This is a genomic window from Corallococcus carmarthensis (assembly GCF_003611695.1).
Classification (GTDB): Bacteria; Myxococcota; Myxococcia; order Myxococcales; family Myxococcaceae; genus Corallococcus; species Corallococcus carmarthensis.
Genome location: NZ_RAWE01000075.1, coordinates 22,894 through 39,445 on the forward strand (window position 1 = coordinate 22,894; position 16,552 = coordinate 39,445).

Here is a 16,552-nt window from a genome sequence, read left to right on the forward strand (position 1 = left end):
CAGCCGTGCAAGGTCCTGGATTTGGACGGTTTGGGAATTCGACAGAGGATGGCTTCCGGCTTGCTAGGGGGGGCCTATGGCTCCCGGAACGCATCCCGCCGTTTCTGGTGAGCCTCTGAACCTATGACTCCACAAAAGACTTCGCGGTTGCTGACGCCCCTCACGGGACTTCGCCGCTCCGCCGCGGGCCTGTTGGCCCTGTTGTGCGCCGTGTTGCTGGCGCCACCCGCATCCGCGGAAACCGACACCTTCGGCCTGGGCAACGGCCACAACGGCGCGCTGACGGTCAACGCGGCCGGCACGGTCATCAACACGTACGCGCGGCTGACGGCGAACGCGCCCGTAGGCCAGACGTTCGTGACGGTGACGGACACGACGGGCTTCGCCGTCGGTGACCTGGTGATGATCTACCAGTCCACCGGCTTCACGGGGACCGTGACGTCCGGTGCGGTGGGCCCGTTCGACTTCACCGCGAACACGGTGGGCAACTGGCAGCTTGTGCGTGTGACTGCGCTGACGGGCACGCGCCTGACCTTCACGGGGAACGCGCTCACGGCGGCGTTCACGGGGAGCACCAGCGCCGCCAACAACAGCGCGCTCCTTCGGTCCTCGGCGCAGGCCATCCGGGTGCCGGAATACACGACCGTGACCATCAACGCGGGCGCGAGCATCGTCGCCCGGCAGTGGTCCGACGTCGCTGGTGATTACAACGACACCGTGGGTGGCATCGTCGTCTTCCTCGCCACGGGGACGGTGACGAACAACGGCACCATCTCCGCCACGGGCACGGGCTTCCGCGGCGCGGAGTATTTCAACGGAAATGGCGACAACTGCGCCGCCACCGCCCTGGACCTGGCTCACCCTCAAGGCGCCATGAAGGGCGAGGGGCCTGTTCCTGCCCGCTACAAGCAGCCCACGGTGTTCCTGCAGACCGCGCAGCTTTCGGGCCGGGGCAACACCCTCAACGCGGGCGGTGGCGGCATCTGCCACAACTCCGGTGGTGGTGGTGGTGGCAACGGCGGTGCGGGTGGCATCGGTGGTCGGACGTGGACCGGTGATACGGGTCCGTCGCGCGCGGTGGGAGGCTACCCCGGTGGCAAGATGCTGTTCAGCCCTGCGACCCGCATCCTGTTCGGCGGTGGTGGTGGCTCCGGCCACGGCAATGACGATGTTGGCTCCGGCGGCGGAAACGCGGGCGGCATCGTCTTCGTGCGCGGCGCGGCGCTCGGGGGGACGGGCAGCATCACGGCGGACGGCATCTCCGCAACGAACTCCCAGAATGACGCGGCGGGTGGCGGCGGCGCGGGCGGCACCATCGCGCTGAGGTTCACGGGCGCCCTGGCATGCACCGGTACCGGCGCGCTGTCCGCGAAGGGCGGCAACGGCGGTAACAGCACCTTCGTGGATTCACCGCACGGCACGGGCGGTGGCGGTGGTGGCGGCTACATCCACATGCAGGCCAGCGCCTACAACTGCCCCGCGTCGGTCGCGGGAGGCACGGCGGGCACTCAGCCTACGGCCACTGCTCCGGATGGTGTGACCTACGGCTCGGCGCCGGGCAACCCGGGTGTCATCACCCAGGGCCCGGCTCCCACGGTGCTCACCCCGGCCAATGGTTCGTCCACGTCGAACACCACGCCCCCCATCACGGGCACGACGCCGAGCCCGAATCAAACGGTCCGCATCTACATCGACGGCCAGCCCCAGGCCGTGACGGTGACGTCCGACGCGGCGGGCAACTTCACCTTCACGCCGTCTACGCCGCTGACCGTGGCGACGCACACCGTTTACGCGGTCACGGTGACCAGTGGCGTCGAGAGCGCCCCGAGCAACACCAACACCTTCACCGTCACTGCCGCGACGACGCCGACGGTGGCCATCACCGCTCCGGCCAATGGCGCCACGGTGACCAACCCCAACAACGTGACGGTGACGGGCACGGCGGCCAACGCCACCAGCGTCACGCTCACCGTCAACGGGACGAACTACGGGCCCATCACGGTGACGGGCGGCAACTGGAGCCAGGCGCTGCCCGGTCCTCTGGCCAACGGCACGTACACCGTGACGGCGGTCTCCACGAACGGCACGACCAACAGCACCCAGGCCTCCTCCACCTTCACGGTGGCTGGGCCGACGGTGGCCATCACCGCTCCGGCCAATGGCTCGACGGTGTCGAACCCGAACGTGACGGTGACCGGTACGGCCGCGAACGCGACCACGGTGACGGTGACCTTCCAGGGGACGAACTACGGCCCCATCACGGTGACCGGCGGTAACTGGAGCCAGGCGCTCCCCGGCCCGTTGGCCAACGGCACGTACACCGTGACGGCAGTGTCCACGAACGGCACGACCAACAGCACCCAGGCCTCCTCCACCTTCACGGTGGCTGGGCCGACGGTGGCCATCACCGCTCCGGCGAACGGCTCCACGGTGTCGAATCCGAACGTGACGGTGACCGGTACGGCCGCGAACGCGACCACGGTGACGGTGACGTTCCAGGGAACGAACTACGGCCCCATCACGGTGACCGGCGGTAACTGGAGCCAGGCGCTGCCCGGTCCTCTGGCCAACGGCACGTACACCGTGACGGCGGTCTCCACGAACGGCACCACCAACAGCACCACGGCTTCCTCCACCTTCACGGTGGCGCGCCCGACGGTGGCCATCACCGCTCCGGCCAATGGCGCCACGGTGACCAACCCCAACAACGTGACGGTGACGGGCACGGCGGCCAATGCCACGAGCGTCACGCTCACCGTCAACGGGACGAACTACGGCCCCATCACGGTGACGGGCGGCAACTGGAGCCAGGTGCTCACCCCGAGCCCGCTGCCCAACGGCACCTACAACGTGTCCGCGGTGTCGACGAACGGCACGACCAACAGCACCACGGCGACCTCCACCTTCACGGTGGCCGGGCCGACGGTGGCCATCACCGCGCCGGCGAACGGCTCGACGGTGACGAACCCCACCGTGACGGTGACGGGCACGGCCGCGAACGCGACCACGGTGACGGTGACCTTCCAGGGGACGAACTACGGCCCCATCACGGTGACGGGCGGCAACTGGAGCCAGGCGCTGCCCGGTCCTCTGGCCAACGGCACGTACACCGTGACGGCGGTCTCCACGAACGGCACGACCAACAGCACCCAGGCCTCCTCCACCTTCACGGTGGCTGGGCCGACGGTGGCCATCACCGCTCCGGCCAATGGCTCGACGGTGTCGAACCCGAACGTGACGGTGACCGGTACGGCCGCGAACGCGACCACGGTGACGGTGACCTTCCAGGGGACGAACTACGGCCCCATCACGGTGACCGGCGGTAACTGGAGCCAGGCGCTCCCCGGCCCGTTGGCCAACGGCACGTACACCGTGACGGCAGTGTCCACGAACGGCACGACCAACAGCACCCAGGCCTCCTCCACCTTCACGGTGGCTGGGCCGACGGTGGCCATCACCGCTCCGGCCAACGGCTCCACGACGACCAACCCGAACGTGACGGTGACCGGTACGGCCGCGAACGCGACCAGCGTGACCGTGACGTTCCAGGGCACGAACTACCCCGCCACCCTGAGCGGTGGCTCCTGGTCCGTGGCGCTTCCGGGCCCGCTGGCCAACGGCACGTACACCGTGACGGCGGTGTCCTCGAACGGCACGACCAACAGCACCCAGGCCTCCTCCACCTTCACGGTGGCGGTGCCGGCGCCGACGGTGGCCATCAGCACGCCGGCCAACGGCTCCACGGTGACGAACCCGAACGTGACGGTGACTGGTACGGCCACGAACGCGACCAGCGTGACCGTGACGTTCCAGGGCACGAACTACCCCGCCACCCTGAGCGGTGGCTCCTGGTCCGTGGCGCTCCCCGGTCCCCTGGCTGACGGCACGTACACCGTGACCGCCGTGTCCACGAACAGCACGGGCACGAACAGCACGACCGCGACCTCCACCTTCACGGTGGATCAGACGCCTCCGGTGGTGGCCATCAGCACGCCGCTCGACGGCTCCACCCTCAACACCCCCAACGTGACGGTGACGGGCACGTCCTCGGGCGCGTCGTTCGTGACGCTGACCTTCGACGGCGCGAGCTATGGCCCCATCCCCGTGGATGCGTCCGGCAACTGGTCCTACGCGCTGCCCGGCCCGCTGGCCGAGGACACGTACACCGTGACCGCGACGGCCACGGACGCGGCCGGCAACGAGAGCACGCCTGACAGCTCCACCTTCATCCTGGACCTGACGGCGCCGACGGTGGCCATCAGCAGCCCGGCCAACGGCGCCATCATCGGCACCGACACGGTGACGGTGACGGGTACGTCCACGGGCGCGACCTCCGTGACGCTGACCTACGGCGGCACGAACTACGGCCCCATCCCGGTGGATGCGTCCGGCAACTGGAGCTACACGCTGCCCGTGACCCTGCCTGAGGGCAGCAACACCGTGACCGCGGTGTCCACGGACACGGCGGGCAACACCAGCACGCCCGCGACCTCCACCTTCACGGTGGACCTGACGGTTCCCACGGTCGCCATCACCACGCCGGGCAACGGCACCTCGGTGAACACCGGCACCGTGACGGTCACCGGTACGACGACGAACGCGACCTCCGTGACGCTCACCTTCGACGGTGCCAGCTACGGCCCCATCGCGGTGGACGCCTCCGGCAACTGGTCCTACGCGCTGCCCGGCCCCCTGGCCGAGGACACGTACACCGTGACCGCGGTGTCCACGAACGGCGCGGGCACCACCAGCGCGACCGCGACCTCCACCTTCACGGTGGACCTGACCCCGCCGACCGTCGCCATCAGCACCCCGGCGGACGGCTCGACGATTGGCACCGACACGGTGACCCTCACCGGTACGTCCACGGGCGCGACGTCCGTGACGCTGACCTACAATGGCACCGACTACGGCCCCATCCCCGTGGATGGCGCGGGCAACTGGACCTACCAGCTGCCGGTGTCCCTGCCGGAGGGCTCCGTCACCGTGACCGCCACGGCCACGGACGCCGCGGGCAATGAGAGCACTCCGGACGACACCACCTTCACGGTGGACCTGACGGCGCCGGAAGTCGACATCACCGCGCCGGCCAACGGCGTGACGGTCGCCAGCGGCACGGTGACGGTCACCGGTACGTCCACGGGCGCCACCTTCGTGACGGTGACCTTCGAGGGCGCGGACTACGGCCCCATCGCGGTGGATGCTTCCGGCAACTGGAGCTACACGCTGCCTGGCCCCCTGGCGGACGGCACGTACACCGTGACCGCGGTGGCCACGGACGCGGCGGGCAACGAGAGCACGCCCGACAGCTCCACCTTCACGGTGGACACGACCGCGCCCGTGGTGGCCATCACCACGCCGGCCAACGGCTCCACGGTGGGCGCCAACGTGACGGTCACGGGGACGGCCTCGGGCGGCGCGACGAGCGTCACCGTGTCCTTCCAGGGCACCAACTACGGCCCCATCCCCGTGGATGCCTCCGGCAACTGGAGCCAGGCGCTGCCCGGCCCGCTGGCCAACGGCACCTACACGGTGACGGCGGTGGCGGTGGACGCGGTGGGCAACACCAGCCCGACCGCGACCTCCACCTTCACGGTGAACACGGCGGCCCCGACGGTGGCCATCACCACGCCGGCCAACGGCTCCACCCTCACCAACCCCAACGTGACGGTGACCGGCACGGCCGCGAACGCGACCACGGTGACGGTGACCTTCCAGGGCACCAACTACGGCCCCATCACCGTGACGGGCGGCAGCTGGAGCCAGGCGCTGCCCGGCCCGCTGGCCAACGGCTCGTACACCGTGACCGCGGTGTCCACGAACGGCACCACCAACAGCTCGACCGCGAGCACCACCTTCACCGTCAACCCGGCGGGGTCGGTGGACTCGGACAACGACGGCCTGACGGACGACGAGGAGATCGCCCAGGGCACCAACCCGAACAACCCGGACACCGACGGCGACGGCATCCCCGACGGCGTCGAGGTCAAGGTCGGCGGCACGGATCCGCTCGACGACGACTCGGATGACGACGGCATCCTCGACGGCAATGAGGACAAGGACCACGACGGCATCGTCGACGCCGACGAGACGGACCCGAACAGCAGCGACAGCGACGGCGACGGCCTGACGGACGGCGTGGAACTGGGCCTCACCGAGCCCCAGGGCGACGACACCGACCCGTCCAAGTTCGTGGCCGACAAGGACCCCTCGACGAAGACGAACCCGCTGGACGGCGACACGGATGACGACGGTCTGCTCGACGGCAACGAGGACGCCAACCACGACGGCCTCAAGGACGGGACGGAGACGGATCCGAACGACATCGACACGGACGACGATGGCCTGACGGACGGCCTGGAGCTGGGCCTCACCCAGCCGCAGGGCACGGACACCGACCCGACGAAGTTCGTCGCGGATCTGGATCCCAGCACCTGGACCAACCCGCTCGACAACGACACCGACAACGGCGGCGTGTTCGACGGCATCGAGGACCGCAACCACAACGGCCGCGTGGACGTGCAGGAGTCCGACCCGAACAACCCGGCGGACGACCAGGACGCGGATGGCGACGGCATCGACAACGCCACGGAGCTGGAGCGCGGGACGGATCCGTTCGACTCCGACTCCGACGACGACGGCGTGCCGGACGGTATCGACGGGCTGACCGACACGGACGGCGACGGGACCATCGACGCGCTCGACCCCGACAGCGACAACGACGGCATCCTCGACGGCACGGAGCTGGGCGTCACCGCGGAGACCGCTCCGGCGGGCACCGACCTGACGTCCCCGAACTTCAAGCCGGACGCGGACCCCACCACGAAGACGGATCCGAAGAACCCGGACACGGACGGCGACGGCCTGAAGGACGGCGAGGAGGACGCCAACCACGACGGCCGCCGCGCCACCACGGAGACGGATCCGAACATGAAGGACACCGACCAGGGCGGCATCGACGACGGCACGGAGGTGAAGGGCGGCTCGGATCCGCTCGACGCCAACGATGACTACCTGGTGGTGGGCCACGGCTGCAGCACGGGCGGTTCCGGTTCGCTGGCGCCCTTCGCGCTGATGCTGCTGGCGCTGCCCCTGGTGGGCCGCCGCTTCCGCCGCGCCGGGCAGTTCCTGGCGCGCGCGGGTGGGGCGCTGGCCGTGTTCGTCACGGCGCTGTTCGCGGGCACCAGTGCCCACGCGCAGGCCACCGCCGTGTCGCAGGCCATCGACGTGCAGCAGTACAAGCCGGGCCCGGGCGTCGCGGATGTGCTCTCGGTTCACGGCGCGAAGGTGCAGCGGCACCTGGGGTGGAACGTGGGGCTGTCGGTCAACTACGCCGACAAGCCGCTCAACTTCTTCGACCCCCGCTCGGACACGTACGTCACCTCCCTGGTGAAGAGCCAGGTGGGCTTCGACCTGATGGGCGCCATCGGCCTCTACGACCGGTTCGAAATCGGCGTCGTGCTGCCCATCACCATCCAGGGCTCGGAGAACTCGCCGGCCGTGGATTCCTCCTTCGCCAACGGGGTGAGCGGGGGCGGCATCGGCGACCTGCGCCTCATCCCGAAGGCGCGGCTCCTGGACGGTGACGACTACGGCGTGTCCGTGGTGTTGCCCATCTCGCTGCCCACCGGCGGCGCCTCGAACTTCCTCGGCGGGTCGGGCGTCTCTGTGAACCCGCGGGTGGTGGCGGAGTACGGCAAGCGCTTCCGCGTGCTCGCCAACGTGGGCGTGGACATCCGCAAGTCGGAGCAGCTGCGCAACCTGAACGTCGGCAGCGCGCTGGCGTACGGGGTGGGCGCGGAGGTTCCGCTGGGTGACCTGCCGCTGGCCGCCCAGGCCTCGCTGGTGGGCGCGCTGGGCTTCAAGCAGCAGAACGAGGAGGAGCGTCCGCTGGAGCTGCTCGCGGCCCTGAAGTACCGCGCGCCCAGCGGCCTGGCCGCGCAGGTGGGCGCGGGCCCGGGCCTCACGCACGGCTACGGCACGCCGACCTTCCGCGTGCTCGCGTCCGTGGCCTACAGCACCCCGGAGCGCGCCCCGGCGCCGCCCCGGCCGGTGTGCCCGGAGGGCCCCGAGGACTTCGACGGCTTCCAGGACCAGGACGGCTGCGCCGACCCGGACAACGACGGCGACGGCATCGTGGACACGGAGGACAAGTGCCCCAACGAGCCGGAGACGGTGAACGGCTTCGAGGACGCCGACGGCTGCCCGGACACGAAGCCCGTGCCGCCGCCGCCCGCGCCGGTGGACACGGACGGCGACGGCCTGCTGGACCCGGACGACAAGTGCCCCAACGCGCCCGAGGACAAGGACGACTTCCAGGACCAGGACGGCTGCCCGGATCCGGACAACGACAAGGACGGCATCCTCGACACGGCGGACAAGTGCCCGCTGGAGCCGGAGACCATCAACGGCGTGGATGACGAAGACGGCTGCCCGGACAAGGGCAAGGTGAAGGTGCTCGTCGAGGGCGAGCGCATCTTCATCCTGGAGAAGGTCTACTTCGCCACGAACAAGGACGTCATCCTGCCGCGCTCGTTCCCCATCCTGAAGCAGGTGGCCGCGGTGCTGCGCGCCAACCCGCAGGTGGAGCTGCTGCGCATCGAGGGCCACACGGACAGCCAGGGCAACGACGTCGCCAACCTGGACCTGTCCAAGCGCCGCGCCGCCAGCGTGAAGACGTTCCTCGTCAACGAGGGCATCGCCGCGGAGCGCCTGGACTCCGAGGGCTTCGGTGAGACGAAGCCCGTGGACACGAACAACACCCCCGCGGGCCGTGAGAACAACCGCCGCGTGGAGTTCAACATCGTGAAGATGGGCAAGGTGGAAGTGGAGAAGCCCGCCCAGTAGCACTCCCAACAGGGCATGAAACACGGAAGGCCCGGTTCCCCCACGAGGGAGCCGGGCCTTTTCGTCATCCGCGCCCCGTCCTGTCACGTCATGCGTGCGCGAACGGCGCGCGTGACCGGCCACGGCGAGTCACCGGACGCGAGTCAAGAGGGTGTTTGCGCGCGCGCGATGTCCGCATGCCCGGTGATGCCACACGCGTAAGTGGGCGTCAGGACTCGGGCGCGCAGCAGGGCGCTACAGGCAGGTAGCGGAATACTTGCCAAAGCGCCCGACTTCCTGATGATTGTCGAGGGTGGGTGTTTCCGCGGACGGCGCCGCGGTGCTTCCGCCACGAGGACGACATGGACCAGTTCGAGCAGAACAAGCAGGCCGCGAAGATTCGTGTCGTGGGCGCGGGCGGGGCGGGCTGCAACGCGGTCAACACGATGATTCTGTCGAAGCTGGACCGCGTCGACTTCATCGCCGCCAACACCGATGTCCAGGCGCTCGCCGCGAGCAAGGCGCCCACCCGGCTGCAGCTGGGCCAGGCGCTCACCAAGGGCCTGGGCGCCGGCGCCAACCCGGAGATGGGCCGCGAGGCCGCCCTGGAGTCGCGCGATCAGATCGCCGCGGTGCTGGAAGGCGCCGACATGGTCTTCGTCACCGCGGGCATGGGCGGTGGCACCGGCACGGGCGCCGCGCCCATCATCGCGGACATCGCCAAGAGCCTGGGCTGCCTCACGGTGGGCGTCGTCACCAAGCCGTTCCTCTTCGAAGGCAACAAGCGCCGCAAGCAGGCCGAGCAGGGCATCGTGGAGCTCAAGGCCGCGGTGGACACGCTCATCACCATCCCCAACCAGCGCCTGCTGTCGCTCTCCAACGAGCCCATGCCGCTCTTGGAGACCTTCAAGCGCGCGGATGAAGTCCTGCTCAACGCCGTGCAGGGCATCAGCGACCTCATCCAGTACCACGGCTACATCAACGTGGACTTCGCGGACGTGAAGACCATCATGAGCGACAAGGGCCTGGCGCTCATGGGCACGGGCCACGCCTGCGGCGACCGCCGCGCCATCACCGCCATGCAGCAGGCCATCTCCAGCCCGCTGCTGGAGGACGTCTCCATCGACGGCGCCACGGGCCTGCTCATCAACATCACCGGCGGCCGCGACATGACCCTGCAGGAGGTCAACGAGGCGCTGACGCTGGTGCACGACTCGGCGGACGGCGAGGCGGAGATCATCTTCGGGTCGCTCATCGACGAGCAGATCCAGGACGAGGTGAAGATCACCATCATCGCCACGGGCTTCGTGCAGCGGGACGCGCCCAAGGTGCGCTCCATGGCGCAGGTGGTGCAGGTGCCGCTGGTGGGCCGTCCCTCCACGCCGCCGTCCGTGCTGACCGCGACGCGCGAGGAGGTGGCCAGCCTGGTCCCCGCGAAGAGCACGCCCCGTCCGACGATGTCCACGGTGGAGACGCCCAAGACGTCCATGCAGAGCGCGCGCACGGCCGTGGTGAAGGACGCGGCGCTGCCCCTGGACGAGGATCAGTTCGACATCCCCACGTTCCTGCGCCGCCAGGGCCAGACGGAGCTGCCGTAATCAGGCAGCGGGACCGCTAAGCGCGGGGGAGGCGGGCCACGCTCGCCGTACCCCGGCCCGTGAGGCGGTCACACTTGGTGAACAGTCCGTCCACCTCGTCGTAGAGCGCGTCGATGCGCTCCGACGCGCTGGGGGCGGGGAGAAGCCCGTCGCCGGACAGCTCCTCCAGGCGGGTGCCGGCGCGCTGCAGCAGCTGCAGCGCCTTGAGCAGCGAGCGGCCCTGCTTCGTGCCGTCGGGCGTGAAGAGGGTGCCACCCTCGTAGAGGGTCACCAGATTGGCGCGGGTGTCCTGCTGCCGCTGGTTGAGCCGGTTCCGGTACAAGTCCAGACGGCGGGCGCGGCGGGCACCATGCAGGTCCACGACGCTGTGCGTTCCTGTCGAGGGAGGCTTCACGTCGGGCAAGGTACGCCAGGGGTTCGCAAGTCCGCAAATTTACGGGACTGTACGGACCTGTTGCGCACCCGCCCGGACGCTTGTCAGTCAAGGGGGTGGGGGTTAGTTTGGCCGCCCTTCGCAACGCCAGGGTGCCTGCATGTTCCAGAAGCTGCTCATCGCCAACCGGGGTGAAATCGCGCGTCGCATCGGGGCGGTGGCCCGGGGCATGGGCGTGAAGACGGTGGCGGTGCACTCGGACGCGGACGTGAGCCTGCCCTTCGTGAAGGAGGCGGACGAGGCCGTGCGCATCGGCCCCGCGCCCGCGAAGGACAGCTACCTGAGCATCCCCGCCATCCTGGAGGCGGCGAAGAAGACGGGCGCGCAGGCGGTGCACCCGGGCTACGGCTTCCTGTCGGAGAACGGCGACTTCGCGCAGGCGTGCGCGGACGCGGGCCTGACCTTCGTGGGCCCGCCGCCGGAGGCCATGGCGCGGATGAAGGACAAGAGCCAGGCGCGCAAGCTGGTGTCCGCCGCGGGCGTGCCGGTGGTGCCGGGCAGCGACGGCGTGCTGCCGGACGTGCAGAGCGCCCTGGAGGCCGCGGAGCGCATCGGCTACCCGGTGCTGTGCAAGGCCGCCAGCGGTGGCGGCGGCATCGGCATGGCGGCGGCGAACACCCCCGCGGAACTGGAGAAGGTGTACCGCCAGTGCACGGACCGTGCGAAGGCCGCCTTCGGCCGCGAGGGCGTGTACCTGGAGCGCTACTTCCCGGCGCCCCGCCACATCGAAGTGCAGATTTTGGGCGACACCCACGGCCACCTCATCCACGGCCTGGAACGCGAGTGCTCCATCCAGCGCCGTCACCAGAAGGTGGTGGAGGAGGCCCCGTCGGTGCTGTTCGCCAATGGACGGAACGCGGCGCTGGCGGACACGCTCTTCACGGCGGCCGTCACGGCGGCGAAGACGTTCGGCTACGCCAACGCGGGCACGGTGGAGTTCCTGTACTCGGACGGGCAGGTGTACTTCATCGAGATGAACGCCCGGCTCCAGGTGGAGCACCCGGTGACGGAGCTGACCACGGGCCTGGACCTCATCGGCTGGCAGCTGCGCATCGCCGCGGGCGAGAAGCTGACGGTGAAGCAGGAGGACGTGAAGCGGAAGGGCGCGGCGCTGGAGTTCCGCATCTACGCGGAGGACCCGGTGAAGTACTTCCCGTCCCCCGGCCCGCTGAAGGTGTTCCAGCCGCCCACGGGCGAGGGCGTGCGCCTGGACTCCGGCTACGCGGAAGGGGACGTGGTGACGCCGAACTACGACCCCATGATCGCCAAGCTCATCATCAGCGGCGCCACGCGCGACGAGGCGATTGCCCGCGCGGTGAAGGCGCTGGAGTCCTTCCGCGTCGAAGGCATCAAGACGAACATCCCGCTCCACCTGCGCATCCTGAAGGACCCTGCCTTCAGCGCCGGAGAGCTGGACACGCACTTCCTGGATCATCACGCGAAGCCTTAAGGGGCGGCGGGGATGCCCCCGCGCTCGTTTCCCACCCGAGGAGGGACGGTTCATGGCGGACGTTGCGGCGCACATCACGGGCACGGTGTGGAAGATCGAAGTGAAGGTGGGCGACAAGGTGGAGCCCGGCACCACGCTGGTCATCCTCGAGTCCATGAAGATGGAGATGCCCGTGGAGTCCGAGGAGGGCGGCACGGTGAAGGAGATCCGCTGCAAGGAAGCGCAGTCGGTCAACGAGGGCGACGTCCTCGTGGTGCTCGGGTAGTCACGGGCTTTCACCCGGGGACGGGGAGCGGCGCGAAGGATGGAGCCCACGCTGGAGGTGGAGGATCGCGAGGGCGGTGTCCGGGTGCTCACCGTCTCCAACCCGTCACGGCGCAACGCGCTGAATGACGCGTTGCTGGCCCGGCTGGACGCGGCGCTGGAGCCCGCCGCTCACGTGCGCGCGCTGCTGGTGCGCGGCCAGGGCGGGCACTTCTGCGCGGGCTATGACCTGACGCACCTGGGGCCGCCGGGCGCGGACGGGCGGCTGCCGGATGACCCGCTGGTGGCGTGCCTGCTGAAGCTGGAGCGGCACCCGGCGCCGTCGGTGGCGCTGGTGCAGGGCGGCGCGGTGGGCGCGGGCTTCGACCTGGCGGCCTCCTGTGACTTCCGCGTGGGCGCTTCCGACGCGTTCTTCCTCATGCCTCCGGCCCGGCTGGGCATCGTGTACTCGCCGGAGGGCCTGGCGCGGGCGGTGCGGCTGGTGGGCCTGTCGCGCGCCAAGCAGCTGTTCCTCACCGCGCGCCGGCTGCCGGCGGCGGAGGCGCTCGCGTGGGGGCTGTTGGATGAGTGCCCCGAGGACGCGGAAGGGCGCGCGCTGGCGCTGTGCGCGACGCTGGCCGCAGGGGCGCCAAAGGCGGTGTCGGGGATGAAGGAGGCGTTCGGGCTGCTGGCGCGCTCCGCGTTGTCGCCGGAGGACGTCGCGCACCTGCGTCAGGTGCGCGGCGAGGCGTTTGGCAGCGAGGACGCGAAGGAGGGGCGCGCGGCTTTCCTGGAAAAGCGCGCGCCCCGCTTCAACGGCCGCTAGGTGTCGCCGAACAGCTCGCCCATCCGCAACTGGAGCGCGGAGGCGATCTTGTAGAGCGACGAGATGGACGCGGAGGATTCCGCGCGCTCAATCTGGGACAGCAGGGACACGGACAGCCCCGTGCGGCGGGCCAGTTGCTTGAGCGTGAGCTCTTGCGTCTTGCGCGCGTCGCGGATGGTACGGCCAATGGCGCGGTGCAGGTCCGCTTCCGGGTCCTGGGACAGACCCTTCTTCTGCAACGCGTTGCGCACGGCGGCCGTGAACTGCTCCGGCTCCATGGGCTTCTTCACATAGTCGGACGCCTGCGCCTTGAGCGACGCGACGGCCGTGTCCACGGTGGGGTACGCCGTGGCCACGATGACCGCGATGTCCGTGTCGTACTTGCGGATCAACTCCAGCACTTCGGTGCCGGACATCTGCGGCATCATCATGTCGAGGATGACGAGGTGGAAGTCGGAGCCCCGGAGGATGTCCACCGTCTGCGTGGGGTCCGTCGTGGTGACGACCTCGTAGCCTTCACGGGTCAGCACGAGCTTGAGGTAGTCGCAGTTGTCCTGCTCGTCATCAACTACCAGGATGCGAATCTGCACAGCGTCTCCTCGCTGCAGGGTTGAGGGAAGTGCTGCGGGGATCTACTCGCCATTGCCCGACGTGGGGGAACCTTGCGTCGGGCGCGGGGGCGTTCCGGTCATCTTGCTCAAGGCCTTGATGACCAAGTCTCGCTTTTCATAGCCCTCGGGCGTGAGCGTGAGGAACTCCGCGTAGTGCTGCTCGCTCATCTTGAAGTCCTTGAGCTTGGCATACACCACGCCCAGCATCAGGTGGCACTCCGGAACAGACGGGGCCAGCAAGGCGCAGTCCTTGGCGATCTCCAATGCGCCGTTCAGGTCATTGGCCTTGGTCAGGCGGAGGACCTCGGTCTGGATGACCTCGGTGTTCTTGGCGACGTCCGCCGGCTTCTTCCACTTCCGCGTGAGCACGAACTCGGACGTGGGCTTCTCTTTCGAGTTCTGGGCCGCGGCGGCGGTCGTGCCCGAGTCATCCGGAGGCGGGGTTTCCGTCAGCTGGGCGTTCTGCGCGGCCTGCGCCTGCGCGGCGGCCAACTGGTCGCTCAGGTCCTGACGGTCCTTCGCGAAGACCGTGTCCGTGGGGATGGCGCTGAAGCTCTTGGTCGCCTCATCGACACCGGTCCCATTGGGCTTGAGGAGGGCCTTGCGGGTCGCGGCGAGGTCCTTCTCCGCCTTCTTCTCCTTGTCCAGCCGCGTCTGGAGCTCGTCCAGGTTCGCGGCCGGAAGCGCCTTCGCCTTGCGGAGCGCGTCGAGCGCGGTGGTGGCGGCGGGCAACTTGCCCGCCTGGAGCGCTTCCCGGAAGGCCTGATCCGCCGGAGGTTCCGGTGGCTTCTCCGGCGTCGCGGGCGGGTTCGCGGCCACGGTCTCCGGAGGCTTCGTCGTGGGCGGCGGCTCTGGGATGGGCTGCGGATCCGCGACGACGACAGGCGGCGTGGCATCCGGCGGCTTGGGCAGCAGGTCCTGCCCCTTCACCACGAAGATCGCCGCGCCCGCGCCAATGGACACGAACGCGATGACGGCGGCCACCCACATCTTCTTGGAGCCGGAGCGGCCCTGCGCGGCGATGTCCTCCGCCAGCGAGCCCGGTCCCACGAAGCGCAGCTTCACGTGGCCCATCTCGATGATGTCGCCGTGGGCCAGCGTCGCCTGGGCGTAGCTCTCACCGTTGACCGTCATGCCGTTGGCCGACTGCATGTCGATGACGCGCCACTCGCCGGTCTCCTCGCGCACGATCTTCGCGTGCGTGCGGGACAGCGAGCGGTGGTCCAGGGCGACGTCGTTCTCCGACGTGCGGCCGATCCGCAGCTCCGTGCGGTTGCAGTCGTACTCCTGGCCCTTGAACTCGTTGGGGGCGAGCACCAGCAGCCGGGGCTGCTCGTCCTCCGGCACGCGCTCCACGCGCCGGGGCCGCTCCGCCTCCATCTGGTCCATGCGGATGATGGACGTGGCGTTGCGGCGCGCCTCCGCGGACACGGGCGTGTGGCCGGGCTCGTCGCCGTCCTCGTCGGAGTCCTCCGCCTCGTCCTCGCCGTCCACCATGGTGTCGCGTGGGGCGGGTCCGCCGCGCTCGTCCTCCTCCTCTTCCGGCTCCGGTTCTGGCCGGCGGGAAGCGGGCACCTTGGCGGTGATGGCGCCAGCGGGGGCGCCGGCGTTGGCCGTGCCCTCGACCTGCAGTGCCAGATCGTAGTCGCCGATCTGGATGAGGTCGCCCTCCTTGAGAGGGAGCTGGCCTGCGACGCGCTCGCCGTTGATCCGGGTGCCGTTGTAGCTCCCCAGGTCTTCGAGCACGACGTGTCCATTGAGGCGCACCAGCCGGGCGTGTCGACGTGACACGTTCCGCTCGGTCAGGCGGATCGTGTTGCCCTCCTGACGTCCAATGGTGATTTCGTCGCGCACGAAGGGAACAACGGTCTTGCGCCCCTCGTCGTCTTCGATGATGAGCTTCAGCACGGGTCCGGTCCGAGTACAGCTATAGCAGAATGCCCTTTGCCGAGACAAGCCATGTATCCCCCGAGAACAACAGGGTTTTTCGCCCATCCCAGGGGCAGGGAGGCACTGTTGTCCATCGGTCGATTGGCCGGAAAGGGTGGGGAGGGCAGGATACCGGGGCTCACGATAGCGCTGATCGCGGCGCAGGCCATTCTCTACACGTTCGTGGCGTCCGGAGGGCCTCCCGGGGTGGACGCGTTGATCCACTGGGGGGCCAAGTCGGGGCCCCTGGTGACGGACGCGGGGCAGGGCTGGCGACTCTTGTCGGCCAACCTCCTGCACCGGGACGCCCTGCACCTGGGCCTCAACCTGCTGGTGTTCGCGGGGGTGGGCACGGCGGTGGAGCGCTCGTGCCGGTGGTGGGACTACGTGGCGCTGCTGGCCGTGTCGGGGCTGGCGACGATGGCGGGCTCGCTCTGGTGGTCGCCGGCGGTGAGCGTGGGCGCGTCGGGGTGGGTGTTTGGCTGCGTGGGGGCGCTGCTGGTGCTGGGGCGGCGCGCGCGCAACGGGCCGGGGGCTCGCTACCGGTGGTTCTCCGGGGAGAACGCGCTGCCCACCGTGCTCGTCTTCCTGTGGCTCGGGTGGACGAGCGTGGGCGTGGACAACGCGGGGCACCTG

At 69.5% G+C, this 16,552-nt stretch carries 9 protein-coding genes; 6 read left to right on the forward strand and 3 right to left on the reverse strand.

Translation table 11 applies throughout. From position 1 onward, the window contains the following. The first annotated feature begins 147 nt into the window (after positions 1–147). Both agmC and ftsZ read left to right on the forward strand, forming a co-directional pair. The gene (agmC, locus tag D7X32_RS20900) at positions 148–8,847 is read left to right on the forward strand and encodes an adventurous gliding motility protein AgmC (protein WP_244239108.1); all 8,700 of its coding nucleotides are present in this window, start codon (positions 148–150) and stop codon (positions 8,845–8,847) included. Positions 8,848–9,188: 341 nt separating this feature from the next. Further along, positions 9,189–10,424 (forward strand): cell division protein FtsZ, encoded by a 1,236-nt coding sequence (ftsZ, locus tag D7X32_RS20905; RefSeq protein ID WP_120604327.1) that lies wholly within the window; start codon positions 9,189–9,191, stop codon positions 10,422–10,424. Positions 10,425–10,440: 16 nt separating this feature from the next. Here the strand turns inward: ftsZ and D7X32_RS20910 are convergent, their stop codons facing one another. Beyond that, complete coding sequence (locus D7X32_RS20910) at positions 10,441–10,785, reverse strand: hypothetical protein (RefSeq protein ID WP_244239109.1); 345 nt, start codon at positions 10,783–10,785, stop codon at positions 10,441–10,443. 172 nt (positions 10,786–10,957) lie between these two features. Between D7X32_RS20910 and D7X32_RS20915 the strand changes: the two genes are divergently transcribed. The 3 genes from D7X32_RS20915 to D7X32_RS20925 are packed head-to-tail and all read left to right on the forward strand — an operon-like array spanning position 10,958 to position 13,376. After that, positions 10,958–12,307, forward strand: a complete 1,350-nt coding sequence (locus tag D7X32_RS20915; RefSeq protein WP_120604329.1) for an acetyl-CoA carboxylase biotin carboxylase subunit — start codon at positions 10,958–10,960, stop codon at positions 12,305–12,307. A 52-nt stretch (positions 12,308–12,359) separates the two neighbouring features. Next, positions 12,360–12,572 (forward strand): biotin/lipoyl-binding carrier protein, encoded by a 213-nt coding sequence (locus D7X32_RS20920; RefSeq protein WP_120604330.1) that lies wholly within the window; start codon positions 12,360–12,362, stop codon positions 12,570–12,572. A gap of 39 nt (positions 12,573–12,611) precedes the next feature. Further along, complete coding sequence (locus D7X32_RS20925; protein ID WP_120604331.1) at positions 12,612–13,376, forward strand: enoyl-CoA hydratase/isomerase family protein; 765 nt, start codon at positions 12,612–12,614, stop codon at positions 13,374–13,376. Here D7X32_RS20925 and D7X32_RS20930 read toward each other — a convergent pair. Both D7X32_RS20930 and D7X32_RS20935 read right to left on the reverse strand, forming a co-directional pair. Next, positions 13,373–13,966, reverse strand: coding sequence for a response regulator (locus tag D7X32_RS20930; protein ID WP_014398871.1), 594 nt, complete (start codon positions 13,964–13,966; stop codon positions 13,373–13,375). The two genes, D7X32_RS20925 and D7X32_RS20930, sit on opposite strands and share 4 nt — an antisense overlap. A gap of 42 nt (positions 13,967–14,008) precedes the next feature. Continuing rightward, the gene (locus D7X32_RS20935; RefSeq protein ID WP_120604332.1) at positions 14,009–15,895 is read right to left on the reverse strand and encodes an FHA domain-containing protein; all 1,887 of its coding nucleotides are present in this window, start codon (positions 15,893–15,895) and stop codon (positions 14,009–14,011) included. Positions 15,896–16,123: 228 nt separating this feature from the next. Between D7X32_RS20935 and D7X32_RS20940 the strand changes: the two genes are divergently transcribed. Then, positions 16,124–16,552: rhomboid family intramembrane serine protease (locus D7X32_RS20940; protein WP_244239110.1), on the forward strand; the 429-nt coding region annotated here is incomplete at its 3' end.

Excerpts from the sequence above, each read along its gene's own strand:
- D7X32_RS20915 (WP_120604329.1), top strand. The coding sequence starts at position 10,958 with ATGTTCCAGAAGCTGCTCATCGCCAACCGGGGTGAAATCGCGCGTCGC.
- D7X32_RS20925 (WP_120604331.1), top strand. The coding sequence starts at position 12,612 with ATGGAGCCCACGCTGGAGGTGGAGGATCGCGAGGGCGGTGTCCGGGTG.
- ftsZ (WP_120604327.1), top strand. The coding sequence starts at position 9,189 with ATGGACCAGTTCGAGCAGAACAAGCAGGCCGCGAAGATTCGTGTCGTG.
- D7X32_RS20920 (WP_120604330.1), top strand. The coding sequence starts at position 12,360 with ATGGCGGACGTTGCGGCGCACATCACGGGCACGGTGTGGAAGATCGAA.